This is a genomic window from Rhizobium moroccans, from assembly GCF_057559155.1.
In genome coordinates this window covers 108,935-133,761 of record NZ_JBHFJG010000039.1, presented here as the reverse complement: position 1 = coordinate 133,761, position 24,827 = coordinate 108,935, and the positions used below count along the sequence as shown (strand labels likewise).

General features: G+C 61.7%; 20 protein-coding genes. 14 read left to right on the top strand and 6 right to left on the bottom strand.

From position 1 onward, the window contains the following. Positions 1-38: 38 nt before the first annotated feature. Both rhaI and ACE04I_RS18355 read right to left on the bottom strand, forming a co-directional pair. Positions 39-1,331, bottom strand: coding sequence for an L-rhamnose catabolism isomerase (gene rhaI / locus ACE04I_RS18360; protein WP_487207433.1), 1,293 nt, complete (start codon positions 1,329-1,331; stop codon positions 39-41). Between the two features lie 21 nt (positions 1,332-1,352). Continuing rightward, a complete protein-coding gene (locus ACE04I_RS18355) occupies positions 1,353-3,449 on the bottom strand; it encodes a bifunctional rhamnulose-1-phosphate aldolase/short-chain dehydrogenase (protein WP_487207432.1) in 2,097 nt (698 codons plus the stop codon). Positions 3,450-3,647: 198 nt separating this feature from the next. Between ACE04I_RS18355 and ACE04I_RS18350 the strand changes: the two genes are divergently transcribed. From ACE04I_RS18350 to cysG, 14 genes are all read left to right on the top strand, one after another. Further along, the gene (locus tag ACE04I_RS18350) at positions 3,648-4,463 is read left to right on the top strand and encodes a DeoR/GlpR family DNA-binding transcription regulator (RefSeq protein ID WP_046793438.1); all 816 of its coding nucleotides are present in this window, start codon (positions 3,648-3,650) and stop codon (positions 4,461-4,463) included. 47 nt (positions 4,464-4,510) lie between these two features. Next, on the top strand, positions 4,511-5,506 hold the full coding sequence (gene rhaS, locus ACE04I_RS18345; RefSeq protein ID WP_046793437.1) for a rhamnose ABC transporter substrate-binding protein: 996 nt from the start codon (positions 4,511-4,513) through the stop codon (positions 5,504-5,506). Positions 5,507-5,615: 109 nt separating this feature from the next. Further along, a complete protein-coding gene (locus tag ACE04I_RS18340) occupies positions 5,616-7,145 on the top strand; it encodes a sugar ABC transporter ATP-binding protein (RefSeq protein WP_046793436.1) in 1,530 nt (509 codons plus the stop codon). Between the two features lie 9 nt (positions 7,146-7,154). Further along, the gene (locus ACE04I_RS18335) at positions 7,155-8,144 is read left to right on the top strand and encodes an ABC transporter permease (RefSeq protein ID WP_137326513.1); all 990 of its coding nucleotides are present in this window, start codon (positions 7,155-7,157) and stop codon (positions 8,142-8,144) included. Then, entirely contained in the window at positions 8,141-9,142 is a 1,002-nt protein-coding gene (locus ACE04I_RS18330; protein WP_046793434.1) for an ABC transporter permease, read from the top strand. The genes ACE04I_RS18335 and ACE04I_RS18330 overlap by 4 nt, the downstream gene beginning before the upstream one ends. Beyond that, entirely contained in the window at positions 9,139-9,459 is a 321-nt protein-coding gene (rhaM, locus tag ACE04I_RS18325) for an L-rhamnose mutarotase (protein WP_046793433.1), read from the top strand. The genes ACE04I_RS18330 and rhaM overlap by 4 nt, the downstream gene beginning before the upstream one ends. Then, entirely contained in the window at positions 9,456-10,838 is a 1,383-nt protein-coding gene (locus tag ACE04I_RS18320) for an FGGY-family carbohydrate kinase (RefSeq protein ID WP_046793432.1), read from the top strand. Before rhaM ends, ACE04I_RS18320 begins: the two co-directional genes overlap by 4 nt. 52 nt (positions 10,839-10,890) lie before the next feature. After that, a complete protein-coding gene (locus ACE04I_RS18315; protein WP_046793431.1) occupies positions 10,891-11,478 on the top strand; it encodes an ANTAR domain-containing response regulator in 588 nt (195 codons plus the stop codon). A gap of 35 nt (positions 11,479-11,513) precedes the next feature. After that, positions 11,514-12,797: a CmpA/NrtA family ABC transporter substrate-binding protein gene (locus tag ACE04I_RS18310; protein WP_046793430.1), complete on the top strand. Its 1,284-nt coding sequence runs from the start codon at positions 11,514-11,516 to the stop codon at positions 12,795-12,797. Positions 12,798-13,147: 350 nt separating this feature from the next. Next, complete coding sequence (locus ACE04I_RS18305) at positions 13,148-14,389, top strand: MFS transporter (protein ID WP_046793429.1); 1,242 nt, start codon at positions 13,148-13,150, stop codon at positions 14,387-14,389. A gap of 18 nt (positions 14,390-14,407) precedes the next feature. After that, positions 14,408-16,858 carry a nitrite reductase large subunit NirB gene (nirB, locus tag ACE04I_RS18300; RefSeq protein ID WP_487207431.1) on the top strand — a complete coding sequence of 817 codons (2,451 nt, stop codon included), beginning with the start codon at positions 14,408-14,410 and terminating at the stop codon, positions 16,856-16,858. A 4-nt stretch (positions 16,859-16,862) separates the two neighbouring features. Next, positions 16,863-17,198 (top strand): nitrite reductase small subunit NirD, encoded by a 336-nt coding sequence (gene nirD, locus ACE04I_RS18295; protein WP_046793427.1) that lies wholly within the window; start codon positions 16,863-16,865, stop codon positions 17,196-17,198. Continuing rightward, entirely contained in the window at positions 17,199-19,859 is a 2,661-nt protein-coding gene (locus ACE04I_RS18290; RefSeq protein ID WP_487207430.1) for a nitrate reductase, read from the top strand. Next, complete coding sequence (gene cysG, locus ACE04I_RS18285) at positions 19,831-21,330, top strand: siroheme synthase CysG (RefSeq protein WP_487207429.1); 1,500 nt, start codon at positions 19,831-19,833, stop codon at positions 21,328-21,330. Before ACE04I_RS18290 ends, cysG begins: the two co-directional genes overlap by 29 nt. Here cysG and ACE04I_RS18280 read toward each other — a convergent pair. From ACE04I_RS18280 to ACE04I_RS18265, 4 genes are read right to left on the bottom strand one after another with little or no spacing between them, the layout of a single operon-like run. Further along, positions 21,325-22,062, bottom strand: a complete 738-nt coding sequence (locus ACE04I_RS18280; RefSeq protein ID WP_046793424.1) for an ABC transporter ATP-binding protein — start codon at positions 22,060-22,062, stop codon at positions 21,325-21,327. The two genes, cysG and ACE04I_RS18280, sit on opposite strands and share 6 nt — an antisense overlap. Then, on the bottom strand, positions 22,059-22,904 hold the full coding sequence (locus ACE04I_RS18275; RefSeq protein ID WP_046793423.1) for an ABC transporter ATP-binding protein: 846 nt from the start codon (positions 22,902-22,904) through the stop codon (positions 22,059-22,061). The genes ACE04I_RS18280 and ACE04I_RS18275 overlap by 4 nt, the downstream gene beginning before the upstream one ends. Beyond that, positions 22,891-23,793, bottom strand: coding sequence for an ABC transporter permease (locus ACE04I_RS18270; protein ID WP_046793422.1), 903 nt, complete (start codon positions 23,791-23,793; stop codon positions 22,891-22,893). Before ACE04I_RS18270 ends, ACE04I_RS18275 begins: the two co-directional genes overlap by 14 nt. Continuing rightward, on the bottom strand, positions 23,790-24,818 hold the full coding sequence (locus ACE04I_RS18265) for an ABC transporter permease (protein WP_046793710.1): 1,029 nt from the start codon (positions 24,816-24,818) through the stop codon (positions 23,790-23,792). Before ACE04I_RS18265 ends, ACE04I_RS18270 begins: the two co-directional genes overlap by 4 nt. Positions 24,819-24,827: the final 9 nt, after the last annotated feature.

Below are 24,827 nucleotides of genomic sequence, written 5' to 3'. Positions count from 1 at the left end.
CGAGAGCGATTTAGTTTCGGGAGAGTGGCCGGCAGGAACTACACGATCCCGCCGCCGCCGGATTGAGACTGCGGGCGCTCGGCCGCAACCTTTCGCCGATAGCCGCTGGCGCGGTAGGTCGCAACCGGATCGATGGCTCCGCCCGCGCGGCGACGAGCTTCGGCAAGGATCGACTCCACGTCGGTGCGGTAGGCGCGCTTCAGGGTTTCGGACGCCATTAGAGCGTCGTTTTCCTGCTGATAACCGTCTAGCGCTGCACGATCGACAAGAAGTGCCTGGGCATAGGCCCGGCGGATCTCATTGGCGCTGGAAATCAGGCTCTCGATCGGATCGGTGACGTTATGCGACTGGTCGATCATATGCGCCGGATGAAAACCCTTCACGCCGCGATGCTCCGCATCGACCAGCTCGTTGAAGACGAGGAACAGCCGGTAGGGCTCGATCGCGCCGGCATCGAGGTCGTCGTCGCCGTATTTCGAATCGTTGAAATGGAAGCCCCCGAGCTTGCCGAACTGGATGAGGCGCGCGACGATCATCTCGATATTGGTGTTCGGCGCATGATGTCCGAGATCGACGAGGCAGAAGGCCTTTGGTCCAAGTGTATTGGCGATGAGATAGTTCGTGCCCCAATCCTGCACCACCGTCGAATAGAAGGCGGGCTCGTACATCTTGTGTTCGGTAAACAGCCGCCAGTCGTCCGGCAGCGCCTTGTAGATCTCCGCCATGGAGGCGAGATAGCGCTCGAAGGTACGGGTGAAATGGCTTTGGCCGGGGAAGTTTGAGCCGTCGCCGATCCACACCGTCAGCGCCTTGGAGCCGATCGCCTTGCCGATCTCGATACATTCGAGATTGTGCTCGATCGCTTGGTTGCGTGTTGCGGCATCCGTATGGCTGAGCGAACCGTACTTATAGGAATGCGCCTGGCCAGGAGCATCGGAAAAGGTGTTGGAGTTCATCGCGTCGAAACGCAAGCCGAGCGCGTCGCCCTTCGCCTTCAACTCCTTCGTATCGGTCTTGTCCCATGGAATATGAAGCGAAACGGTGGGGGTCGCCTGTGTCAATTGATGGATGACGGAGCAGTCGTCCAGTTTGTCGAAGATGCCGCGCGGCTCGCCCTGCCCCGGAAAACGGGCAAAGCGCGTGCCGCCGGTGCCCACTCCCCATGAGGGGACGGCAACGAAGAACTCCGCGACCTCTTTCGTCACCGCCTCGATATCGATGCCGCGCCGGGACAGGTTCTCGCCGAGCGCCTCATAATCGGATTTCAGCGCTGTCGTGCGTCTTTCGTTTTCGGCGGCAATCACATCCGCCGCAATCTTGAGATCAGCCATTTCTTCCTCCCCTGGCAGCTGTCAGCGCGTGAAGCTCTGTGCGTTGCCGGCATCCACGTTGATGATGTTGCCGGTCGACTTGGCGGACGCGTCGGATGCCAGGAAATAGATCGCCTCGGCGATATCCTCCGGGAAGACGTTGAGTTTCAGGAGCGAGCGCTTGCGGTAATGCTCCTCGAGTTCGCCCACTTCGATCTTGGAGGATGAGGCACGCTGCTCGCGCCATTCGCCGCTCCAGATCTTCGAGCCGCGCAGCACCGCATCGGGATTGACCGTATTGACGCGGATGCCAGCTTCCGCCCCTTCGAGCGCCAGGCAGCGCGCGAGGTGGATTTCGGCCGCCTTGGCGGTGCAATAGGCCGAGGCGTTCGGCGAGGACGCAAGCCCGTTCTTGGACGCGACGAAGACGACGTTGCCGCCGAGCTTCTGGTTGCGGAAAAGTTTGAAGGCTTCTCGGGATACAAGGAAGTAACCGGTCGCCAGGATATCGATATTCCTGTTCCACATGGCCAGCGTCGTCTCCTCCACCGGCGCAGAGGAGGCAATGCCGGCATTGGAGACGAGAATATCGACACCGCCGAATTCAACACAGGCTTCGGCGAAGGCGGAGATGACCGCATCTTCCTTGGTGACGTCCAGGACGGCGGCACGAACGGCATCCTTGCCGAAGGACTTCTCGAAATCCGCCTTGGTCTCGTCAAGCGCTCCGCCGTCGATGTCGGCAAGCACCACGCAGGCCCCCTCGCCCATCAGCCGCGCGGCGGTCGCGCGACCGATACCGCCGGCGCCGCCGGTGACGAAGGCCACTTGGCCCGCGAGGCTCTTCGGCTTCGGCATCCGCTGCAGCTTTGCCTCTTCGAGCAGCCAATATTCGATGTCGAAGGCTTCCTGCTCCGGCAGTCCCTGATACTCTGAGACAGTCGAGGCACCGCGCATCACGTTGATGGCGTTTACGTAGAACTCGCCGGCGATACGGGCCGTCGCCTTGTCGCGCGCAAACGACAGCATGCCGACGCCGGGCACCAGGAAGATAACCGGATTGGGGTCACGCATCTTCGGCGAATTGTCGTGCTTGCAAGTCTCGTAGTAGCGCGTGTAGTCGGCGCGATAGTCTTCCAGCGCTTGATCGAGAGAGGCCGCCACCCCGTCGATGTCCGGCTTGGCGGGGTCGAAATCGAGGATCAGCGGGCGGATCTTGGTGCGCAGGAAATGATCGGGGCAGGACGTGCCGAGGCTCCCAAGCGGCTTCAAATTCTTCGAATTGACGAATTCAAGCACCGCGTCCTGATCGTCGAAATGGCCGAGCTTGCGTTCAATCTTGCCGATCCGTCCACGAATTTCCGGCATGAGCCGGGCGGCGATCGCGCGACGCTCCGCCACAGGCAGGCTTTGTGCGACAGCACCGCCGAAGATCGTCTTGCCTTCCGTCTGCCCCGCGAACCAATCGATCGCCTTGTTGATGATATCGAGCGTCAGTTCATAGCAGGTCTTGGCGTCGTCCGCCCAGGTAAAGAGGCCGTGGCTTTCGAGCACGACACCCTTGGCATCCGGATTGGCCTTCACGAAGGCTTCGAGGTCGAGCCCGAGCTGGAAGCCGGGACGCCGCCAGGGCAACCAGCCGATTTCATCACCGAAAACCTGCTTCGTGAGTTCCTTGGAGTTCTTCGCCGCCGCGATCGCGATGATCGCGTCGGGATGCATGTGATCGACATGCGAATAGGGCACGAAGCCGTGCAGCGGCGTGTCGATGGATGCGGCGCGCGGATTGAGATTGAAAGTGCAATGCGGCAGGAAGCCGACCATGCGGTCCTCGTCTTCCACGCCCTTGTAGATGCCTTTGAGGGCTTCCAGCTTGTCGAGATAGAGAGTGGCGAAACCGTCGAGCTTGATGGTTCCCACGTCGCCGCCGGAGCCCTTCACCCACATGACGCGGACTTTGTCGCCGGTCAGCGGATCGGTTTCCATGACCTTGGCCGAGGTATTCCCCCCGCCGTAGTTGGTGATGCGCTTGTCGGCGCCGAGGAGGTTCGAGCGATAGAGCAGTTTGCCCGGCTCATCGAGGCCGGCGGCATGGGAATCATCCCAACGATTTTCGAGAAGGCGGGTTTTGCCCGACATCGCTTTCCTCCAGATGTTTCGGCTCACGGCGACCAGGGTGGCCGCTATCCCATGTCGTTGGTATCGCGCATTGCTTTGGCTCATGTCAATCAAAAACGATCACAAACATTCATTGTGCGTTGCAATAAATTCGAAGTTGATCGTTTATGATTGACAACATAAGTTTTCCAGCGATAGTTGAGCATCAGGAGGAGCCCCATGCACGAACGTGAACGTCATCGCATCATCTTGAGCGCTATCCAGGAAAAGCCGGTGATCACCGTGCAGGATATCGCCGAGCTGACCGATGCTTCCGAGGCGACGATCCGGCGAGACATCGCTTCGCTGCATGTGCAGGGCAAGCTCCGGCGCGTGCGCGGCGGCGCCGAAGCGGTTCATCCCCCGCAACTCGGCAATCTCGCCGCCCGCCCTTTCCGTGTTTCCGAATCGGTCAATATCGACAAGAAGCGCGCAATCGCGCGTGCGGCCGTCGAGCTTTGCGAGGAAGGTGACTCCGTCATCATCAATGGTGGCACGACGACCTTCCAGATGGTGCATTATATGTCGGCGCGGCGGCTGCAGGTGATGACCAATTCCTTCGCGATCGCCGAGCATCTGGTCAAACACTCGAAAAGCACCGTTTCCGTGCCTGGCGGCGCGATCTATCGCGAGCAGAGCCTGATCCTTTCGCCGTTCGACAACGATGCGATCCGCAATTTCTATGCGCGGCGCATGTTCATCGGGGCACAAGGCGTCGGACCCCTCGGCATCATGGAGGCCGATGCGCTGGTGATCCAGAGCGAGCAAAAGCTGATGCACCAGGCCGAAGAGCTGATCGTCATGGTGGATTCGAGCAAGTTCAGCCGCCGATCCAGCCTCATTCTCTGCCCGCTGGAGCGGGTCACCACCATCATCACCGATGAAGGCGTTTCGGACGAAGCCGTGCGCATGATCGAGGACGCGGGCATCAGGCTGATCGTTGCCGGTGCAGTCGATGCTTCCGCCGCAAAGGAGGATTCCCCGTCGGCGGCGTGAGCCATCCGATGGGAGGGGACTTAAATCTTAAACTGGGAGGACTGGAAATGAAACTTGCAAGGAAACTCGCTCTCGGCGTGGCGCTTGCCTTCGCCACCATGAGCACGGCGGCAAGCGCCGCCGACATGAAGATCGCGCTTGTCGTCAAATCGCTCGGCAACGGCTTCTTCGAAGCCGCCAACAAGGGCGCGCAGGAAGCCGCCAAGGAACTTGGCGGCGTCGAGATCATCTATACCGGACCGACGACCACGACCGCCGAAGGCCAGATCGAGGTGATCAATTCGCTGATCGCCCAGGGCGTGGATGCGATCGCCATTTCCGCGAATGACCCCGATGCGGTCGTGCCGGCGCTGAAAAAGGCGGCGCAGCGAGGCATCAAGGTGATCTCGTGGGATAGCGGCGTGGCGGCTGAAGGCCGCATCATGCACCTGAACCCCTCGTCCAACGAGCTGATCGGCAAGATGTGCCTGCAGCTCGCGGCCAATCATCTGGAAGGCGGCAAGGGCGATTTCGCGATCCTCTCCGCCACCACCACATCGACCAACCAGAACACCTGGATCGAGGAGATGAAGAAGCAGCTGAAGGATTTCCCCGGACTTAACCTCGCTACCACCGTCTATGGAGACGACCTGGCGGACAAGAGCTATCGCGAAGCCCAGGGTCTCCTGACCTCTCAGCCGAACGTGAAGGTCATCGTCGCCCCGACGACGGTCGGCGTGCTGGCCGCCTCTCAGGCGGTCAAGGATGCCGGCAAGATCGGCCAGGTTTATGTCACCGGTCTTGGCCTGCCCTCCGAGATGGCTGGCGCCATCAAGTCGGGCGCCACGAAGGAGTTCGCGATCTGGAACCCGATCGACCTCGGCTATTCCGCAACCCAGATCGCCTACCACATCGTCAAGGGTGATACGGACGGCGCACCCGGTTCGGAAATCGAAGCGGGCCGCATGGGCAAGATCAAGGTCGGCGACAATGGCGAGGCCGCGATGGCCGACCCCTTCGTCTACAACGCCTCGAACATCGACGAGTTCTCGAAGATCTTCTGAGGCGTTGGCATTTGCCCTCACCCTAGCCTTCTCCCCGCGTACGGGGAGAAGGTGCCGGCAGGCAGATGAGGGGCTTTAGGTGAAACGGATAATGAGCGCTGTAGCATCCATGACCGACCAGAGGCCTGTCGCACAGGCACCAGCGACCGAAGCTGCGCCGATCCTGGAAATGCGCGGCATCTCGCAGATTTTTCCGGGCGTAAAGGCGCTTGATGGCGTCAGCATCAAACTCTATCCCGGCCAGGTCACCGCGCTGATCGGGGAAAACGGTGCCGGCAAGTCGACATTGGTGAAAATCCTGACCGGCATCTATCGCCCCAACGAGGGAGAAATCCTGATCGACGGCGAGCCCATTGCCTTCCATGGCGCACAGGCCGCCATCGATGCAGGGGTGACGGCCATCCATCAGGAGACCGTGCTCTTCGACGAACTCTCCGTCGGCGAGAACATCTTCCTCGGCCATGCGCCGCGAACCCGTTTCGGCACGATCGACTGGCGGCAGATCAATTTAAGGGCAGGCGAGCTCCTGCGAGCCCTGGAAAGCGAGATTGATCCCACGATCCGTTTGAAGGATCTCTCGATCGCCCAGCGGCATCTGGTGGCTATCGCTCGCGCGCTTTCCGTGGACGCCCGCATCGTCATCATGGATGAGCCGACGGCGGCACTTTCCCGCAAGGAGATCGATGACCTTTTCCGCATCGTCAATAATCTCAAGCGGCAGGGCAAAGCCATCCTCTTCATCAGCCATAAGTTCGACGAGGTCTACGAGATCGCCGAAAATTTCGTAGTCTTCCGCGATGGTCGCGCTGTCGGGAACGGCAGATTGAAGGAGACCGCACAGGACGAGATCGTGCGGCTGATGGTCGGACGGGACGTCAAGGACGTCTTCCCGAAGGTAAAGGTGGAAATCGGCGCGCCGGTGCTTGCCGTCGAAAGCTACAGCCATCCGACCGAATTCCGCGACATCTCCTTCGAACTCAGGCGTGGTGAAATCCTCGGCGTTTATGGTCTGATCGGGGCCGGACGATCCGAGCTCTGCCAGGCCCTTTTCGGAATCACACGCCCTTCATCCGGCCGGCTGACGCTGGAGGGAACACCCCTCGACATCCGCTCGTCGAGCGACGCCATACGCGCCGGCATCGTCTATGTGCCGGAAGAGCGCGGTCGCCACGGCCTGGCGCTGCCTATGCCTATCTTCCAGAACATGTCGCTGCCTTCGCTTTCGCGCACCTCGCGATCGGGTTTTCTCAAGGCCGCAAACGAACTGGCGCTCGCCCGCAAATATGCTGAGCGGCTTGACCTGCGCGCGGCGGCGCTCTCCGTGCCGGTCGGCACGCTTTCCGGCGGCAATCAGCAGAAGGTGGTGATCGGCAAATGGCTGGCGACACAGCCGAAGGTGATCATTCTCGACGAGCCGACCAAGGGCATCGATATCGGCTCCAAGGCAGCGGTCCACGGTTTCATCAGCGAACTGGCCGCCGAGGGCCTCTCGATCATCATGGTCTCGTCGGAATTGCCGGAAATCCTCGGCATGTCGGATCGCGTGATGGTGATGCGCGAGGGGCTTGCAGCCGGCATCTTCGATCGCGAGCGCCTGAACGCCGAGGTGCTGGTGCGCGCGGCGACCGGTAATGCGTGAGGAAAGCCGATGACCAATCTTCTGAAGAACCGTGAACTTTTGCTCATCGTCATCATAGGCTTGATGGTGATCGGCTTTTCCACCCGCGCACAGGGCTTTGCCGCACCCGGTAATCTTGCCAATATCTTCAACGACACATCGATCCTGATCATCTTGGCGCTCGGCCAGATGACTGTCATTCTGACCAAGTCGATCGATCTGTCGGTTGCCGCCAACCTCGCCTTCACCGGCATGGCGGTTGCCATGACGAACGCCGCCTATCCAGACCTGCCGCTGGCAGCCTTGATCGTCATGGCGATCGGTATCGGCGCCTTTCTCGGTGCCATCAACGGCTTCCTCGTCTGGGCCTTGCAGATACCGCCGATCGTCGTCACGCTTGGTACGCTTACCATCTATCGCGGCATGGCCTTTGTCCTTTCGGGCGGCGGCTGGGTGAACGCCCACCAGATGACGGCACAGTTTCTCAATATCCCCCGCACGCAGCTTCTTGGTCTGCCGGTGCTTTCCTGGATCGCCATCGCTATCGTGCTTGGCGCCTGGTTCGTGCTGACCCGCCTGCCCTTCGGCCGCGCGGCTTACGCTTCCGGCGGCAATCCGACCGCCGCCGTCTATGCGGGCATCGATATCGGCTGGACGCGCTTCATCGCCTTCGTGCTTTCCGGCGCGCTTGCCGGCCTTTGCGGCTATCTCTGGGTATCGCGTTATGCTGTGGCCTATGTCGATATCGCTGTCGGTTTCGAACTTGATACCGTCGCGGCATGTGTCATCGGCGGCATCTCGATTGCCGGCGGGATCGGCTCGGTCGCCGGTGCCGTGCTCGGCGCTCTCTTCCTCGGCGTCATCAAGAATGCGCTGCCCGTGATCGGCATTTCGCCTTTCGCCCAGCTGGCGATTTCCGGCATCGTCATTGTGCTCGCCGTCGTCTTCAACGCCCGGGCCGAACGCAAGGCTGGCCGCATCATCCTGCGGGATCGGGCTGCTCCGGAGGCCTCCGCATGAGTGAAACCGCCAACTCAAAACGGGTGATCCCCGATCGGCTTGGAACCCGGACGTCACGGCTGCTGTCGAGCTGGGAGGTCCTGCTTCTCGGGGTCGCGGTCGCGATCTTCGTCTTCAATTCGTTCGCGTCGCCATACTTCCTGAACGCCTGGAACCTTTCGGACGCCACGTTCAATTTCACCGAAAAGGCAATGATCGCCTTTGCCATGGCCCTGCTCGTCATTGCCGGAGAGATCGACCTGTCGGTCGCTGCAATCATCGCGCTGGCCTCGACCGCCATGGGAGCGGCCGCACAGGCCGGCATCGGCACGCCGGGACTGGTGGCTATCGGCCTCGGGGTCGGGCTCGCCTGCGGTGCGTTCAACGGTTTCCTGGTTTCGGTTCTGAGGCTACCCTCGATCGTCGTGACGATCGGTACGATGAGCCTCTTCCGGGGCATTTCCTATATCGTGCTCGGCGACAAGGCCTATGGGAACTATCCTGACAGCTTCGCCTATTTCGGCCAGGGCTACGTCTTCTGGGTCTTTTCCTTCGAATTCGTTCTCTTCATCCTACTGGCGATCGTCTTCGCCATCCTGCTGCATGCGACGAATTTCGGCCGCCAGATCTATGTCATCGGCAATAACGAGTTCGCCGCGCGTTTCTCCGGCATTTCGGTCGAGAGGGTGAAATTCATCCTTTTCCTGCTGACGGGACTGATGGCGGGTATCGCCTCCGTTTGCCTCACCTCCCGGCTGGGCTCGACACGGCCTTCGATCGCCCAGGGCTGGGAGCTCGAGATCGTTACCATGGTCGTGCTCGGCGGGGTCTCGATCCTTGGTGGGTCAGGCACTATCGCCGGCGTCGTCATCGCGGCTTTCGTCATGGGGCTCGTCACCTTCGGGCTCGGCCTTCTGAACGTGCCGGGCATCGTCATGTCCATCTTCGTCGGCCTGCTTCTCATCACCACCATAGCGATCCCGATCGTCGCCCGCCGCATCAAGGAAATGAGCCGATGACGCTCGAAAGACATGCCTTCAAGATGAAGCTCAATCCCGGCATGGAGGCCGAATACAGGAAACGGCATGATGAGATCTGGCCGGAGCTGGTCGCCCTGCTTCATGAGGCCGGCTTCAGCGACTACTCGATCCATCTGGATCGAGAGACCAATATCCTGTTCGGTGTGCTGACGCGCCCGCAAAATCACACCATGGCGAAGCTTCCCGACCATCCCGTCATGAAGAAATGGTGGGCGCATATGGCCGACATCATGGAAACAAATCCGGATAATTCGCCGGTCGCGACCGATCTCGTGACGGTCTTTCATCTGCCATGAGCGAGCCTGCAAAGATCGCCGTCCTCGATATCGGCAAGACCAATGCCAAAGTCGTCGTGCTCGATTGTGCGACAGGCGAGGAGATCGGCGAGAAACGAACGCCGAACCGGGTCCTGCCCGGCCCACCCTACCCGCATTACGATATAGAAGCCTTGTGGGCCTTCACCCTGGAAGCGCTGAATGCCTTCGCCAAGGAGCCTGGCTTCGACGCCATATCGATCACCACGCACGGTGCATCCATGGCTCTGCTCGATGCCGGCGGAAAGCTGGCTCTGCCCGTGCTCGATTATGAGCACCAGTACCCGCGGGAAATTCAGGAGGCCTACCGGGCGATCCGCCCGCCTTTTTCCGAAACCTTCTCCCCCGCCCTCTCCGGCGGGTTAAACGCGGGCGCGCAGCTCCATTATCAGAAGACTGCATTTCCAGATGCGTTCGCCCGAGTTCGAACCATCATGACCTATCCGCAATATTGGGCATGGCGGTTGACGGGCGTAGCGGCGAACGAAGGCACGTCACTCGGCTGCCACACGGACCTCTGGGACCCTCGGCATGGCCGCTATTCCTCTTTGGTCGACGGGCTAGGCATCGGGGATCTCATGGCGCCGGTGCGTTCGGCCTTCGATGCGCTCGGGCCGGTTCGGCAGGAAATCACCGAAAGCTTGGGGCTTCCAAAGCCGATCCCGGTTTTCTGCGGCATTCACGATTCCAACGCCTCGCTGCTGCCGCACCTCATGGTCCGGGAGGCGCCTTTCGCCGTTGTCTCGACCGGCACCTGGGTCATCAGCTTCGCCGTCGGCGGCGATCTCGACCACCTCGATCCCAAGCGCGACACGCTGGCCAATGTCGATGCCTATGGCCGTGCTGTCCCCTCGTCCCGTTTTATGGGCGGCCGCGAGTTCGAGCTGCTGACCGCCGAGCTTGGAAAGCTTTCTCCCCAGGCTGCGCTTTGCGCCATGCCGCACGTCGTTCAAAAAGGCCTCATACTGCTGCCGAACATCGCGCCGGGCGCAGGGCCCTTCCCTGGACGCCGCTTCGAATGGGTGAATGAAGAGAACGCAACCGCCGATGAGCGCTGGGCGGCGGCCTGTCTTTATCTCGCTCTGATGACGGAAACCTGCCTGGACCTTATCGGCGCAAGAGGGCCTATCCTGGTGGAAGGCCCCTTATCGGCAAATCCTGCCTATCTGCAGGCGCTCGGAGCCCTTCTCAAGCGTGAGGTTATCGCGATCTCCGGTTCCACAGGCACGAGCCAGGGCGCGGCGATGCTGGCGGGCGCTCCGCAATCTGTTCGACCTCAAACAAAAGCCGAGACCTTGCCGCTGGACCTGTCCGGCTATCGTGCGACCTGGCGGAAGCGGGCGGAGCGCCCACGCGAATAATCTTCTTTGCAGATCGCTTGCCAAGCTTGCTGCAGTGCGGCATCACTAGTCAATGCTGGCGCCTGACCTGACCATTCTCGTGATAGACGAAAACGCGATCCGCGCCTCGATCATCGAGGAGGGGCTGCGCGAGGCTGGCCATGGCAAGGTCACCGTCATCCATGAGGTGAACGGGGTTGCAAAGATCATCGAGACGCTGAAGCCGGACGTGATCGTCATCGATATCGAGAACCCGAACCGCGACATGATGGAACATCTGTTTCAGCTCACGCGCACCGTCAGCCGGCCGATCGCCATGTTCGTCGATCGCTCCGATACCGCCTCGATCGAGGCCGCCGTCGAGGCCGGGGTCTCCGCCTATGTCGTCGACGGGCTGAAGAAGGAGCGCGTCAAGCCGATCCTCGACATGGCTGTCAGTCGCTTCAACGCCTTCAGCCGGCTTCAGCGGGAACTCGCAGAAGCGAAATCGGCGCTCGAGGAGCGCAAGGTCATCGAACGGGCCAAGGGCATCCTCATGAAGATGAAAGGTCTTTCGGAGGAAGAGGCCTTCGCGCTGCTTCGCCAATCGGCCATGAACGAGAAGAAGAAGATCGCGGAAATCGCCCAGAGCGTCGTGACTGCGGCAGGGCTTTTGATGTGAAAAAGTCCCGGACTTAATGTCCCCGAGGAAGTCGGATGAGCATGATGACCAAGATTGACAGCAGCCGAGACGCTCTTTCCACTCCGCGCCGAATTGCCGGCGAAGGACCGAAGACCCTTCGGGCAGGCTTCATTCCGCTGGTCGATGCATCGGTGCTGATCGCGGCGGCGGAATTCAGCTTTGCGAAGAAAGAGGGGCTGACGCTCGATCTCGTGCGCGATGTTTCCTGGGCCAATGTGCGCGATCGCCTCGCCTTCCGGCAGTTCGATATCGCCCATATGCTTTCGCCGATGCCGGTTGCCTCGATGCTGGGCCTCGGCTCCAACCCCTCCCCGACGGTCACCCCCTTCGCTCTCGGGCGAGGCGGCAACGCCATTACCCTTTCCGTGCGGCTCTTCGAACGGATGCGCGATGCGGCCGGTCTTTCCGAGACGGCGAGCGCGCTCGACAATGCCAAGGCTCTCGCAGTTGTCGTGCGGCAGATGAAGGAGCGTGCCGAGCCTCTGCCGACGCTCGGCATGACCTATCCCTTCTCCTCCCACAACTACGAGTTCCGGTATTGGCTGGCAGCCGGCGGCATTGATCCGGATAAGGATGTCAAACTGGTCGTGGTCCCTCCGCCGCTGACATCCGACGCGCTTGCGGCGGGCGGGATCGACGGCTTCTGTGTCGGGGCGCCGTGGAACATGGTCGCCTCCGAGCGTGGCGTCGGCCGCATCGTTGCGGCCAAGCAGGATATCTGGCCATCCGCGCCCGAGAAGGTGATCGGCATGCGTCCGGAATGGGCCGAAAGCCATCCCGAAACCGTCTCCCGCCTGATCGTGGCGCTCGACGCCGCCGCCCGTTGGTGCGACCAGCCCGAAAACCACGATGCGCTGGCCGAAGCTTTGGCCGATCCCCGCTACATCGCAGCCCCGGTTGATATCATCCGCCAGGTGCTCGGCGGGCAATTCAGCCTCGATGACCGAGGCAACCGACGCGTCATAGATCGCTACTTCACCTTCCACGAAGGCTTTGCAAATTATCCCCGTCCCAGCCAGGCATTGTGGATCTACAGCCAGATGATCCGTTGGGGCCAGGCCCGTCTGACTGACGAAGGGCTCAAAGCTGCTGCGAGCGCCTATCGTCCCGATCTCTATCGCGCCGCGCTCGGCAAGGCAGATATGCCGGAGGGCGGAGACATTCGCGTGGAAGGGAATGGCGAGGGCGACCGCTTCATGGATGGCCACATTTTCGATCCTGCGGATATCGGCGGTTACGTGGACCGGTTCGCTGTCAGGAGCCGCTTCAGCGTGGGCTCGAACGGCGACGAAGTCTGAGACTTCCAGCCCTGGCTGCCTATCAGTCAGGCTCTCCAGAAAAGCATCAGCATAAATGATTTGCAGGCGAGTTCGCCTGCCCAAAAATTAATCTCCGAATTATTCCTAAGAATTCCATTCTTTTACAAAGGCTTACCTGCCTGATCCAAAACTGGCATGCAGTTTGCATGGTAACTTGCGCACCGGTCAACGGCGATCGGTGCGGATGAGCGCGCCATAAGCGCCCACAAAGACATCGACGTCGCAAGGTCTTCGTGTCCCGGGATCCTCCCATCCCTGGAGACACGGTTTCCGAGCGGCGTTTTTTTATGTCCGAAAATCCGTCGGCCACCAGACAAGGGAACATGTGCATGACCAAGATTTCGACAACAGGCATCAGCAGCGGCCACGAACCGGAAAAGGCATTGTGGATGTCCACGCTCGCCTTCACCATCTGTTTCGCCGTCTGGACGATCTTCGCCATCATCGGCGTCCGCATCAAACAGGATCTGGGCCTCACCGAAGCCCAGTTCGGACTTCTCGTCGGTACCCCGATCCTGACCGGGTCGCTTGTGCGCATCGTGCTCGGCATCTGGACAAGCCGCTATGGCGGCCGCCTGGTCTATACGCTGACCATGTTCGCCTCGGCGGTGGCGACCTTCTTGCTCTCCTATGCGACCACCTATCCGCAGATGCTGCTCGCCGGTCTCGGTGTCGGACTTGCCGGCGGCTCGTTCGCCGTCGGCGTCGCCTATATCTCGCCATTCTTCCCGCCGCAGAAGCAGGGCACCGCACTCGGCATCTTCGGTGCCGGCAATGTCGGCGCGGCGGTAACGAAATTCGCAGCCCCGTTCGTCCTTCTCGCCTGGGGATGGCAAGCCGTCGCGCAGATCTGGGCTGCGGCTCTCGTTGTCATGGCGGTCGTCTTCTGGTTTACCACCACTGACGACCCGGCCTACCGCGACCGCCGTGAGAAGGGTGCCGCACCCCGCAGCCTTGCCCAGGAATTCGCACCGCTCAAGAACGCGCAGGTCTGGCGCTTCTGCCTCTACTACTTCTTCGCATTCGGCGGCTTCGTGGCGCTGTCGCTCTGGCTGCCGCGCTATCTGGTCGGCGTCTACGGCTTCGATCTTGCCGTAGCCGGCATGATCGCCGCCGCTTACTCGATCCCCGGCAGCATCTTCCGCGCCTTCGGCGGCATGCTCTCCGACAAGAAGGGCGCTCGCAGCGTCATGTACTGGATGTTCGGCGTCTCCGCGGTTTCGACGCTCATCCTGTCGCTGCCGGTGGGCGTCACGCCCATGGTCTTCATCGTGGTCGTCTTCGTGCTCGGCTTCGTGATGAGCCTCGGCAAGGCGGCGGTCTACAAGCATATCCCCGTCTATTATCCCGAGAGCGTCGGTGCGGTGGGCGGCGTCGTCGGCATGGTCGGCGGGCTCGGCGGTTTCATCCTGCCGATCGCCTTCGGGCTGCTCAAGGACGCAACCGGCCTCTGGTCCAGCTGCTTCCTGCTTCTCTTCGCCGTCGTCGCCGTCTCGCTGATCTGGATGCATGTGTCGATCAAGCAGATGGACCGCCGCGGGCTCTCCGTCTCCGCCGTGGCGGCCACCTGAACCAAGGAAATGAAAACCATGACCGAGAAACTCGTCATCATCGGCAACGGCATGGCGCCGGGACGCATGCTGGAGCACCTCTTCGAGCAGGCGCCCGGCCGATACGAAGTCACGATCTTCAACGCCGAGCCGCGCGTCAACTATGACCGCATCATGCTCTCGCCGGTACTTTCCGGCGAGAAGGACTACGAGCAGATCATCATTCACGGCGACGGCTGGTACATCAAGCACGGCATCACGCTCTACAAGGGCCATAAGATCGTTGCGATCGACCGCGCCCAAAAGACCGTGACCTCCGACCACGGCGTCACTGAAAGCTACGACAAGCTGGTGATCGCCACCGGTTCGATGCCCTTCATCATCCCCGTGCCTGGCAAGGACTTGCCGGGCGTCATCACCTATCGCGATCTGGACGACGTGCAGGCCATGCTTCTCGCCGCACAATCGCGTCAGAAGGCCATCGTCATCGGTGGCGGGCTTCTCGGTCTCGAGGCTGCCGCAGGCCTCGCACAGCGCGGCATGGACGTGACGGTGTTGCACGTCATGCCGACGCTGATGGAACGCCAACTCGATCCGGCCGCCGGCTATCTCCTCCAGAAGGCGGTTGAAGAACGCGGCATCAAGGTCATCTGTAAGGCCAATACCAAGGCGATCATCGGCAACGGCAAGGTGGAAGGGGTCGAGCTCGACGACGGCCGCATCATCCCTGCGACCCTCGTCGTCATGGCCGTCGGCATCCGTCCGAATGCTGGTCTTGCCAAGGATGCCGGTCTGGCGGTCAATCGCGGCATCGTCGTCGATGCCGGCATGCAGACCTCGGACGGCGATATCTATTCGGTCGGCGAATGCGCCGAGGTGGACGGCATGGTCTATGGCCTCGTTGCTCCGCTCTACGAAATGGCGCGCATTGCCGCCTCGCATCTCGCCGGCGACAGCAAGCCCGCCTTCGTGCACTCCGATACGCCGACCAAGCTCAAGGTCACGGGTATCGAGCTCTATTCGCTCGGCGATTTCGCCGACGGCGATGACCGTCAGGAGATCGTGCTGCGTGATGCCACCGCGGGCATCTACAAGCGCCTCGTGATCAAGGACAACCGCATCATCGGCACGGTTCTTTATGGCGAGACCTCCGATGGCGCCTGGTTCAACGACCTGAAGAAGAAGGCGACCGATATCTCGGAGATGCGCGACACGCTGATCTTCGGCCAGGCCTATCAGGGAGGAGCGCCCCTGGACCCTATGGCGGCCGTTGCAGCCTTGCCGGATGATGCGGAAATCTGCGGCTGCAACGGCGTCTGCAAGGGCAAAATCACCTCGACCATTTCGGATAAGGGCCTGACCTCGCTCGACGACGTGCGTGCTCACACCAAGGCCTCGGCGTCCTGCGGGTCCTGCACCGGCCTTGTCGAGCAGTTGATGGCGCTGACGCTTGGCGATAGCTACAATCCTTCTGCCGTCACGCCGATGTGCACCTGCACCGAGCTCGGCCATGATGATGTGCGCCGCCTCATCAAGGCGAAGAAGCTGAAGACCATTCCTGCCGTTATGCAGGAGCTGGAATGGAAAACCTCCTGCGGCTGCGCCAAGTGCCGCCCGGCGCTCAACTACTATCTCGTCTGCGACTGGCCGGACGAATATGCCGACGATTACCAGTCGCGCTTCATCAACGAGCGTGTCCACGCCAACATCCAGAAGGACGGCACCTATTCGGTCGTGCCGCGCATGTGGGGCGGCGTCACCAATTCGCAGGAGCTGCGCGCCATCGCCGACGTGGTCGACAAGTTCGAAATCCCGATGGTCAAAGTAACCGGCGGCCAGCGCATCGATCTTCTCGGCATCGAGAAGGAGGACCTGCCGGCCGTCTGGGCCGATCTCGGCAAGGCGGGCTTCGTTTCCGGGCAGGCTTATGCCAAGGGCCTGCGCACCGTGAAAACATGTGTCGGTTCCGACTGGTGCCGCTTCGGCACGCAGGACTCGACCGGCCTCGGCATCCGCATCGAGAAGTTCATGTGGGGCTCGTGGACGCCGGCCAAGCTGAAGATGGCTGTCTCCGGCTGTCCGCGAAACTGCGCGGAAGCGACCTGCAAGGATATCGGCGTCATCTGCGTCGATTCCGGTTTCGAGATCCATTTCGCCGGTGCCGCCGGCCTCGACATCAAGGGCACGGAGGTTCTCGGCCTCGTCAAGTCTGAGGATGATGCGCTCGAGCACATCGTGGCACTGACCCAGATGTATCGCGAGCAGGCCCGCTATCTGGAGCGTATCTACAAATGGGCGAAGCGCATCGGTTTGGAGGAAATCCGCCGCCAGATCATGGGCGATGCCGAAAAGCGCAAGGCCTATTACGACCGCTTCGTGTTCAGCCAGAAATTCGCCCAGGTCGACCCCTGGTCAGAGCGCGTCTCCGGCAAGGACAAGCACGAATTCAAGCCCATGGCGACCATTGGCTTCAACCAGGCGGCCGAGTGAGGAGATGACGATGAACTGGATTGAAATCGGGCACATCGACGACATTCCACTGCGCGGCGCGCGCTGCGTGAAGACGCCTCAGGGCAAGATCGCCGTATTCCGCACGGCGGAGAACGAGGTTTTCGCGATCGAGGACCATTGCCCCCACAAGGGCGGGCCGCTCAGCCAGGGCATCGTCCATGGCCGGGCGGTGACCTGCCCCCTCCACAACTGGGTGATCTCGCTGGAGTCCGGAAAGGCATTGGGGGCCGACGAAGGAGAGGTGCGGACCATCCCCGTCCGTTGCGAGAACGGCGCGCTTTCGATCGCGCTGGAGAATCTGATGGTGGCGGCCGAATAGATGGAGACGGAGGTCAAGACAACCTGTCCCTATTGCGGCGTTGGCTGCGGTGTGATCGCCAAAATCGCCAATGACGGTATCGTGTCCGTCAAAGGCGATCCAGATCATCCAGCCAATTTCGGCCGGCTCTGCTCCAAGGGCTCGGCGCTTGCAGAGACGATCGATTTGGACGGCCGCATTCTCCATCCGGAGATAGCCGGAGAGCGGGTCGAATGGGCAGAGGCGCTTGACCTCGTTGCGCAACGTTTTTCAAACACTATCGCCGAGCACGGACCGGATTCGGTTGCCTTCTATGTCTCCGGCCAGTTGCTGACCGAGGATTATTATGTCGCGAACAAGCTGATGAAGGGCTTCATCGGCTCGGCCAATATCGACACCAATTCCAGGCTCTGCATGTCGTCCTCGGTCGCAGGCCATCGCCGCGCCTTCGGATCGGACACGGTGCCCGGCACATACGAGGATCTGGAGCTTGCCGATCTCGTCATCCTGACGGGCTCCAATCTCGCCTGGTGCCACCCGGTCATCTACCAGCGGCTGGCCGCGGCCAAGGCAGCGCGGCCGGGCATGAAAGTGGTGGTCATCGATCCTCGCCGCACCATGACCTGCGATATCGCCGACCTGCATCTGGCCATCCGTCCCGATGGGGACGCCGCGCTGTTCGCCGGCCTGCTCGCTCATCTCGCGAAGAGCCCGGCCATCGACGAGAACTATGTCGCCGCCCATACGGAGGGTTTTGGAGAAGCCTTTGCCGCCGCTTCCGCGCTTTCTCTGGCGGATTTGATCGAGAGCACCGGCCTGCCGGTCATGCATATCCGGGAATTCTTCCGCCTGTTCGAAACGACGGAGAAAGTCGTCACCTGCTACAGCCAGGGTGTCAATCAATCCTCCTCCGGAACCGACAAGGTCAACGCCATCCTCAATTGCCATCTGGCAACCGGCAGGATCGGCCGGCCCGGCATGGGGCCTTTCTCGCTCACCGGCCAGCCGAATGCCATGGGTGGTCGTGAAGTGGGCGGGTTGGCGAACATGCTCGCGGCTCATATGGCGATCGAAAGTGCCACAGATCGCGATCGGGTACAGCGTTTCTGGGCCTCGCCGGCGATTGCCGCGAAGCCGGGGCTGAAAGCGGTCGACATGTTCCGGGCGGTCGCCGACGGACGCATCAAGGCGCTCTGGATCATGGCGACCAATCCGGCCGTCTCCATGCCGGATGCCGATACCGTGGAGGCCGCTATTCGGGACTGTCCCTTCGTGGTGGTATCGGATGTGCTTCGTGAGACCGATACGGTCCGGCACGCCCATGTGCTGCTCCCATCGCTCGGATGGGGCGAAAAGGATGGGACGGTCACCAATTCCGAGCGTCGCATTTCACGCCAGCGTCCGTTCCTGGCAGCACCGGGCGAGGCAAAGGCCGATTGGTGGCAGTTGACCGAAGTGGCTCGCCGCATGGGTTTTGCAGATGCTTTCGCTTACCGTGAGCCGGCCGACATCTTTGCCGAGCATGCGGCCCTTTCCGCCTTCGAAAACGACGGAAGCCGCGATTTCGATATCGGCGCCTATGCCGCAATGGACCGCTTCTCCTATGACGCGCTGGCACCGTTCCAGTGGCCGCAGCCTATGGCTAGCGAGCGGGTCGTCACCCGTTTCTTCGCCGAGGGCGGGTTCTTTCATTCGGACGGCAAAGCCCGTTTCATCGCAGTCTACCCGCCCCAGGCGACCGATCGCACCAACGAGCAATATCCGCTAACGCTGAATACCGGCCGTGTCCGCGATCATTGGCATACGATGACGCGAACCGGGAAAAGCGCCCGCCTCTCCGCCCATCTCGCCGAGCCCTTCGCCGAAATCCATCCGGCCGATGCCATCGAGCTTGGGATTGACGGCGCAGCTCTGATGGAACTCGAGAGCCCATACGGAAAAGCGATCGTCCGCGCACTCGTCACCGAACGGCAGGCGCGCGGCAACATCTTCGTGCCGATGCATTGGAACGATCAGTTCGCCGCCAAGGCGCGTATCGATGCCTTGGTCGCGCCGCTGACCGATCCCTTTTCAGGTCAGCCGGCCTCCAAGAATGTGGCAATCGCCGCTCGCCCCTTCCCGGCCTCCCGTTACGGTTTTGCGGTTTCCGCCGGCAGGCCGATCACGCCGCATGCGGATTACTGGGCGCTTGCCAAGGCGGACGGCGGATGGCGGACGGAACTTGCGTTCATCGATGCGCCTGAGAACTGGACGTCGTGGTGCCGCGACACCTTCGGCATTTCCGGCGAGATCGAGCCGCTCGGCTATGCCGACAGGCAAACCGGTGATCTACGTCTCGCCTTTTTCGATGGTGACCGGTTGCTGGCCGCTCTTTTTCTCAGCCATCAGCCGGTGGCGGTCGCCCGCAATTGGGCTGTCAGCCAGCTCACAGTCAGCCATGCGGATTTGCGCAAGCGTTTCGCACTCATCGCGGGCCGACCCGGCGCCGATGTGCCGGATCCGGGCGCGACGGTCTGCTCCTGCCTCGGCGTCGGCGTCAACCGGATCATCGAGGCCGTGCGCGGCGGCTGCCACAGTGTGGAAGCCGTCGGCAAGCACACCAATGCCGGCACCAATTGCGGCTCCTGCCGCGCCGAAATCAGGGGGATCATCGATGGATGTCTTGCAGCCGCGGCGGAATGAAGTGCCTGCCCGTATGGCACCACTTGCCAAACTTCCTGTCTTCTGGGCGCTGGAAGGCAAGCGTGTAATCGTTGCGGGCGGTTCCGACGCGGCCGCCTGGAAAGCCGAACTGCTGGCCGCCTGCGGTGCGGAAGTGCATGTCTTTGCCGAAGAGCTTTCGGAGACGTTCGAGCGACTAATCGAACGCGGTGCTGAACATTCCGAAGGCGGTTTCGTTACGCATAGACAAGACTGGAACCCCGCAATCTTTTCAAATGCAGCCCTCGCGATCGCCGATTGCGAGGAAGAGGACGAGGCACGGTCTTTCTTCGATGCGGCACGGGCGGCCGGCGTACCTGTCAACATCATCGACAAGCCTGCCTTCTGCCAGTTCCAGTTCGGCTCAATCGTCAACCGTTCGCCGGTGGTCGTTTCGATCTCGACCGATGGCGCGGCTCCCATTCTCGCGCAGGCGATCCGCCGCCGCATCGAAACTCTGCTGCCGCAATCGCTGAAGGGTTGGGCCGAGCTCGCCCAGTCGCTGCGGGAAAAAATCAACGCGCGCCTGGTGCCCGGCCCGCAACGGCGTGCCTTCTGGGAGCGGTTCGTCGATCATGCTTTTGCCGGTAAGCCCGCAGCCGAAAACGAGACAGAGGTGCTGAATGATACGGTTCGACTGGCCTCCACCCCGGCATCCCAAGGGCGGGTCACCCTCGTCGGCGCCGGCCCCGGCGATGCGGAGCTTCTGACCCTGAAAGCCGTTCGCGCCCTTCAAGCGGCCGACGTAATTCTTTTCGACGATCTCGTCTCGGACGAGGTCCTGGAACTTGCCCGCCGCGAGGCGAAGCGCATGCTGGTAGGCAAGCGCGGCGGCCGCGAAAGCTGCAGGCAGGAAGATATAAATGACATGATGGTGAAGTTCGCGAGCGCCGGCAAACATGTCGTTCGTCTGAAATCCGGCGATCCGATGATCTTCGGCCGCGCCGGCGAGGAGATCGCCTGGCTCGAGGAAAAGGGCATTCCAGTACAGGTCGTGCCGGGTATCACGTCCGCAAGCGCGATGGCCTCGCGGCTCGGAGTTTCGCTTACCCACCGTGACCATGCGCAGGGCGTACGCTTCGTCACCGGCCACTCCCGCCAGGGGCAATTGCCCGACAATCTCGACTGGCAGAGCCTCGCCGACCCCGCCACGACGACCATCTACTATATGGCTGGCCGCACCGCCGGCGAGATCGCCGCAAGGCTGGTCGAAGCAGGCATGGACACGCATATGCCGGTGGCGATCGTGAGCGCCATCGCGCGTTCCAACGAGAGACGGTGGACGGGGCAGCTCAGCAGCATGCCCGCCGCGATCGCCGAGATCGGCGTCAACGAACCGGTGCTGATCGGCATCGGCCGGGTCTTCGGCAAATTGGAGGTGGCTGGCAAGACCTTGCCGCAGTCCGAGCTGCGGGAGGATCAAACGCCAGCGCCCTTGCGCGCCAGCTTATAGAAAGCTGGCTTCGAACAGTTCGCGCGAATAGTCCGCATGCGTCGTGCCGGCCCGCAGGTCCGCCTTGGTCAACTCGTCGACGAATATCCCGTTCTGCATGACCAGAACCCGGTCGCACATATGGGCGATCACCGAGAGGTCATGGCTCACCAGCACATAGGTGAGGTTCCGTTCCTCGCGCTGATCCGCAAGCAGGTTCAGGACCTCTGCCTGGATCGAGACGTCGAGTGCCGAGGTCGGCTCGTCCAGAAGAAGGATCGGCGGCGACAGGATGAGCGCCCTGGCAATCGCCACGCGCTGGCGCTGGCCGCCGGAAAGCTCATGCGGGAAACGGCTGGCGAAATGCGCCGGCAGCCCGACCTGCTGCAGTGCCTTCGACACTTGCGACCAGCCGTCGCCCGTACCCATGGCGCGGATGGGTTCGGCAAGCGCCGTGCCGATGCGGTGGCGCGGATGCAGCGAACCGTAAGGGTCCTGAAACACCATCTGCGCGAGCTTGAGCTCTTCGCGATTGCGGGCCTTGCCCACGGGCTTGCCGTTGAAATGGACGGAACCTGTCCAGCCCCCTTCGAGACCTGCGAGCGATCGCAGCAAGGTCGACTTGCCGCAGCCGGATTCGCCGACGATCCCCAGCGTTTCGCCATGTCCGACCTCGAAGCTGACGCTCCGGACCACGTGGTTGCGGGTTTCGTTGACGCCATAGACGACGTCGAGATTTTCCACCTTGATCATCGGGCAATCTCCGCTTCGATCGATGCGCGGTCCAGAACTTTGAGGCGGGAGACCGGATGGCGGGGATCGGGCATCGCGGCGATCAGCCCTCTTGTATAGGGGTGCCGGGCATCGTCCAGGCTCGTGAGCGTTTCCACGATGCGGCCGGAATACATGACCAGAATACGCTCGCAGAAGGCGGCGACCATGCGGATGTCGTGGCTGATGAGGATGAGGCCAGAATTGTTCTCGCGAACCAGTTCGTCGAGCAGCATCAGCACGTCCTTGCGGACACTGACATCGAGTGCCGAGGTCGGCTCGTCGGCGATCACCAGCTTCGGCTTTGCGATCAGCATCATGGCGATCATCACACGTTGTCCCATGCCGCCCGAAATCTGATGCGGGTAAAGCTTCAACACCCGCTCCGGGTCCTTGATCCTGACCCGTTCCAGCATGTGGCGCGCATGGGTGAGCGCATCCCTTCCCTTAAGGCCGAGATGGAGTTTTGCGGATTCGGCGATCTGCTTGCCGATGGTGAGCACCGGATTCAGCGAATAGCGCGGGTCCTGCATGATGAGCGCCAGGTCCTTGCCGCGCAGCCGCCCCATCTCCTTTTCCGATTTCGCAAGGAGCGGCTCACCATTGAAATCGAGCCGTTCGGCCGTGATGCTGGCCTTTGCCGGCAACAGACGCATGATCGCCCGGCCGGTGGTCGATTTTCCCGAACCGGATTCTCCGACGATGCCGATGCGCTCCCGGCCAACGTCGAAGCTCGCCTCGGAGACTGCGGCGATCGCATTGCGGCCGAAGCGGACGTTCAGGTTGCGGACGGAAAGTACGGGCTGCATATCACGATCGGGCATGGCGGGGATCCAGGAGGTCACGCAGCGTGTCGCCGGCGATGTTGAAGGCAAGGCTGGTCAGCAGGATCGCGATACCGGGCATGACGGCGACCCACCAGTAATCGAGCATGAATTTTCGGCCGCTGGAAATCATCGCACCCCATTCGGGCAGCGGAGGCTGGGCGCCAAGGCCGAGAAAACCCAGGGACGCCGCCGTCAGTATAATCCCCGCCATGTTGAGCGTCAGCCGCACGATGACCGAGGGGATGCACATTGGAGCGATGTAGAAGAACAGGATGCGCAGCGGCGATGCGCCGTAAAGGCGGGCGGCGGCCACATAATCGGCGTTGCGTACAACCAGGGCCTCGGCGCGGGCCAGACGGGCGATCGGTGGCCAGGCGGTGAGCGAGATCGCGATGATGGCCGTGCCGAGCCCGGCGCCGAGCGCGGCGGCAAAGGCAAGCGCCAGGATCAACGAGGGAAAGGACAGGACGATATCGGTGGCGCGCATGAGGAACGCATCCGTTCTGCCCCCGAAGAACCCGGCGACCACTCCGATGATGAGCCCGATCGGTCCGACGATGACCGAGACCGAAAGCACGGTCTGGATGGTGATGCGAGTTCCGTAGACGAGCCGGCTGAAGATATCCCGGCCGAATTCATCGGTTCCAGCCAGATGCGCGAGGCTCGGAGGTTGCAACGCATCGCTCAGTACTTGCCGTACGGGATCATAGGGCGCGATCACCGGCGCGAAGATCGCGACCAGGATGAGCAGGGCGAGGATGATGAAGCCCGCCATCCCGAGCGGCTCGTCGCCGAGTTTGCGGATCACACGTCCCGAACCGCTCAGCACCCGTTGGGCAAGGCCGGGCTGCTGAACGGCGCTGGTATCGTGAAGGGTGTCGGTCATCGTGCGACCTCCCGTGTGCGCGGGTCGAGCAGCGCATAGGCGATGTCGGCCGCGAAGTTCAGAAACATGAAGATGAAACCAATGATGATCGTACTTGCCAGGATGGCGTTCATATCGCCGATCATCAGCGCGTTGGTCATGTACTGGCCGATCCCCGGCCAGGAGAAGACGATCTCGGTGATGACCGCGCCCTCCAGCAGGTTGCCATAAGAGATGGCGAGCACGGTAATGAGCTGCACGGCGATGTTCGGCAGCACGTGGCTGATGACCGTTCGCGCCGGGCCGACACCTTTCGCGCGTGCGGCGATCACATAATCCTGGTTCAATTGTTCCAGCGTGAAGCTGCGCGTCATCCGGGTGATATAGGCCATGGCCATATAGGCAAGGATCGCCGCCGGCAGGATGATATGCGAAAGCGCATTCCAGAATATCTCCGGCTCTCCCTCGAGAAGACTGTCGACGAGCATCAGACCGGTCGTCGGCTCGATGATGCCTTCATAGAAGACGTCCACCCTGCCCGGACCGCCCACCAGCGAAAGCCAGGCATAGAAGACGACAAGGCCGACGATCCCGAACCAGAAGACCGGGATGGAATGGCCGATCAGCGCGAAGACGCGGGCGAACTTGTCGATGAAACTGTCCCGGAAGAGCGCCGCGACCAGACCGAGCGGGACACCCACGACGGTCGAGATGATGATCGCCAGCGTCGCCAGTTCCAAGGTTGCCGGAAAGGCCTGTGTCAGATCGCGGGCCACCGGATTTCCCGTGAGGATCGCGGTACCGAGATCGCCGTGCAACAGGCCTTTCAGATAAATGAAGAACTGCTGGTAAAGCGGCAGATCGAGACCCAGTCTCGCGCGCATCGCCTCGTAGGCGGCCGGTTCGGCGAGCTCCCCGACGATCGCGCCGACCGGGTCCGTTGGCATGACCCGGCCGATCACGAAGGTGACGCATAACAGTATGAACAGACTGACGGCGAAATGCACGAGACGTCGCGTCAACCCGCCTAGGGATAATTCCTTCATGATCGGCCG

Excerpts from the sequence above, each read along its gene's own strand:
- ACE04I_RS18330 (WP_046793434.1), top strand. The coding sequence starts at position 8,141 with ATGAGTGAAACCGCCAACTCAAAACGGGTGATCCCCGATCGGCTTGGA.
- ACE04I_RS18320 (WP_046793432.1), top strand. The coding sequence starts at position 9,456 with ATGAGCGAGCCTGCAAAGATCGCCGTCCTCGATATCGGCAAGACCAAT.
- ACE04I_RS18335 (WP_137326513.1), top strand. The coding sequence starts at position 7,155 with ATGACCAATCTTCTGAAGAACCGTGAACTTTTGCTCATCGTCATCATA.
- rhaI (WP_487207433.1), bottom strand. The coding sequence starts at position 1,331 with ATGGCTGATCTCAAGATTGCGGCGGATGTGATTGCCGCCGAAAACGAA.
- ACE04I_RS18315 (WP_046793431.1), top strand. The coding sequence starts at position 10,891 with ATGCTGGCGCCTGACCTGACCATTCTCGTGATAGACGAAAACGCGATC.
- rhaM (WP_046793433.1), top strand. The coding sequence starts at position 9,139 with ATGACGCTCGAAAGACATGCCTTCAAGATGAAGCTCAATCCCGGCATG.
- cysG (WP_487207429.1), top strand. The coding sequence starts at position 19,831 with ATGGATGTCTTGCAGCCGCGGCGGAATGAAGTGCCTGCCCGTATGGCA.
- ACE04I_RS18280 (WP_046793424.1), bottom strand. The coding sequence starts at position 22,062 with ATGATCAAGGTGGAAAATCTCGACGTCGTCTATGGCGTCAACGAAACC.
- ACE04I_RS18265 (WP_046793710.1), bottom strand. The coding sequence starts at position 24,818 with ATGAAGGAATTATCCCTAGGCGGGTTGACGCGACGTCTCGTGCATTTC.
- nirD (WP_046793427.1), top strand. The coding sequence starts at position 16,863 with ATGACGATGAACTGGATTGAAATCGGGCACATCGACGACATTCCACTG.
- ACE04I_RS18270 (WP_046793422.1), bottom strand. The coding sequence starts at position 23,793 with ATGACCGACACCCTTCACGATACCAGCGCCGTTCAGCAGCCCGGCCTT.
- ACE04I_RS18310 (WP_046793430.1), top strand. The coding sequence starts at position 11,514 with ATGAGCATGATGACCAAGATTGACAGCAGCCGAGACGCTCTTTCCACT.
- nirB (WP_487207431.1), top strand. The coding sequence starts at position 14,408 with ATGACCGAGAAACTCGTCATCATCGGCAACGGCATGGCGCCGGGACGC.
- ACE04I_RS18350 (WP_046793438.1), top strand. The coding sequence starts at position 3,648 with ATGCACGAACGTGAACGTCATCGCATCATCTTGAGCGCTATCCAGGAA.
- ACE04I_RS18275 (WP_046793423.1), bottom strand. The coding sequence starts at position 22,904 with ATGCCCGATCGTGATATGCAGCCCGTACTTTCCGTCCGCAACCTGAAC.
- ACE04I_RS18340 (WP_046793436.1), top strand. The coding sequence starts at position 5,616 with ATGACCGACCAGAGGCCTGTCGCACAGGCACCAGCGACCGAAGCTGCG.
- rhaS (WP_046793437.1), top strand. The coding sequence starts at position 4,511 with ATGAAACTTGCAAGGAAACTCGCTCTCGGCGTGGCGCTTGCCTTCGCC.
- ACE04I_RS18355 (WP_487207432.1), bottom strand. The coding sequence starts at position 3,449 with ATGTCGGGCAAAACCCGCCTTCTCGAAAATCGTTGGGATGATTCCCAT.
- ACE04I_RS18305 (WP_046793429.1), top strand. The coding sequence starts at position 13,148 with ATGACCAAGATTTCGACAACAGGCATCAGCAGCGGCCACGAACCGGAA.
- ACE04I_RS18290 (WP_487207430.1), top strand. The coding sequence starts at position 17,199 with ATGGAGACGGAGGTCAAGACAACCTGTCCCTATTGCGGCGTTGGCTGC.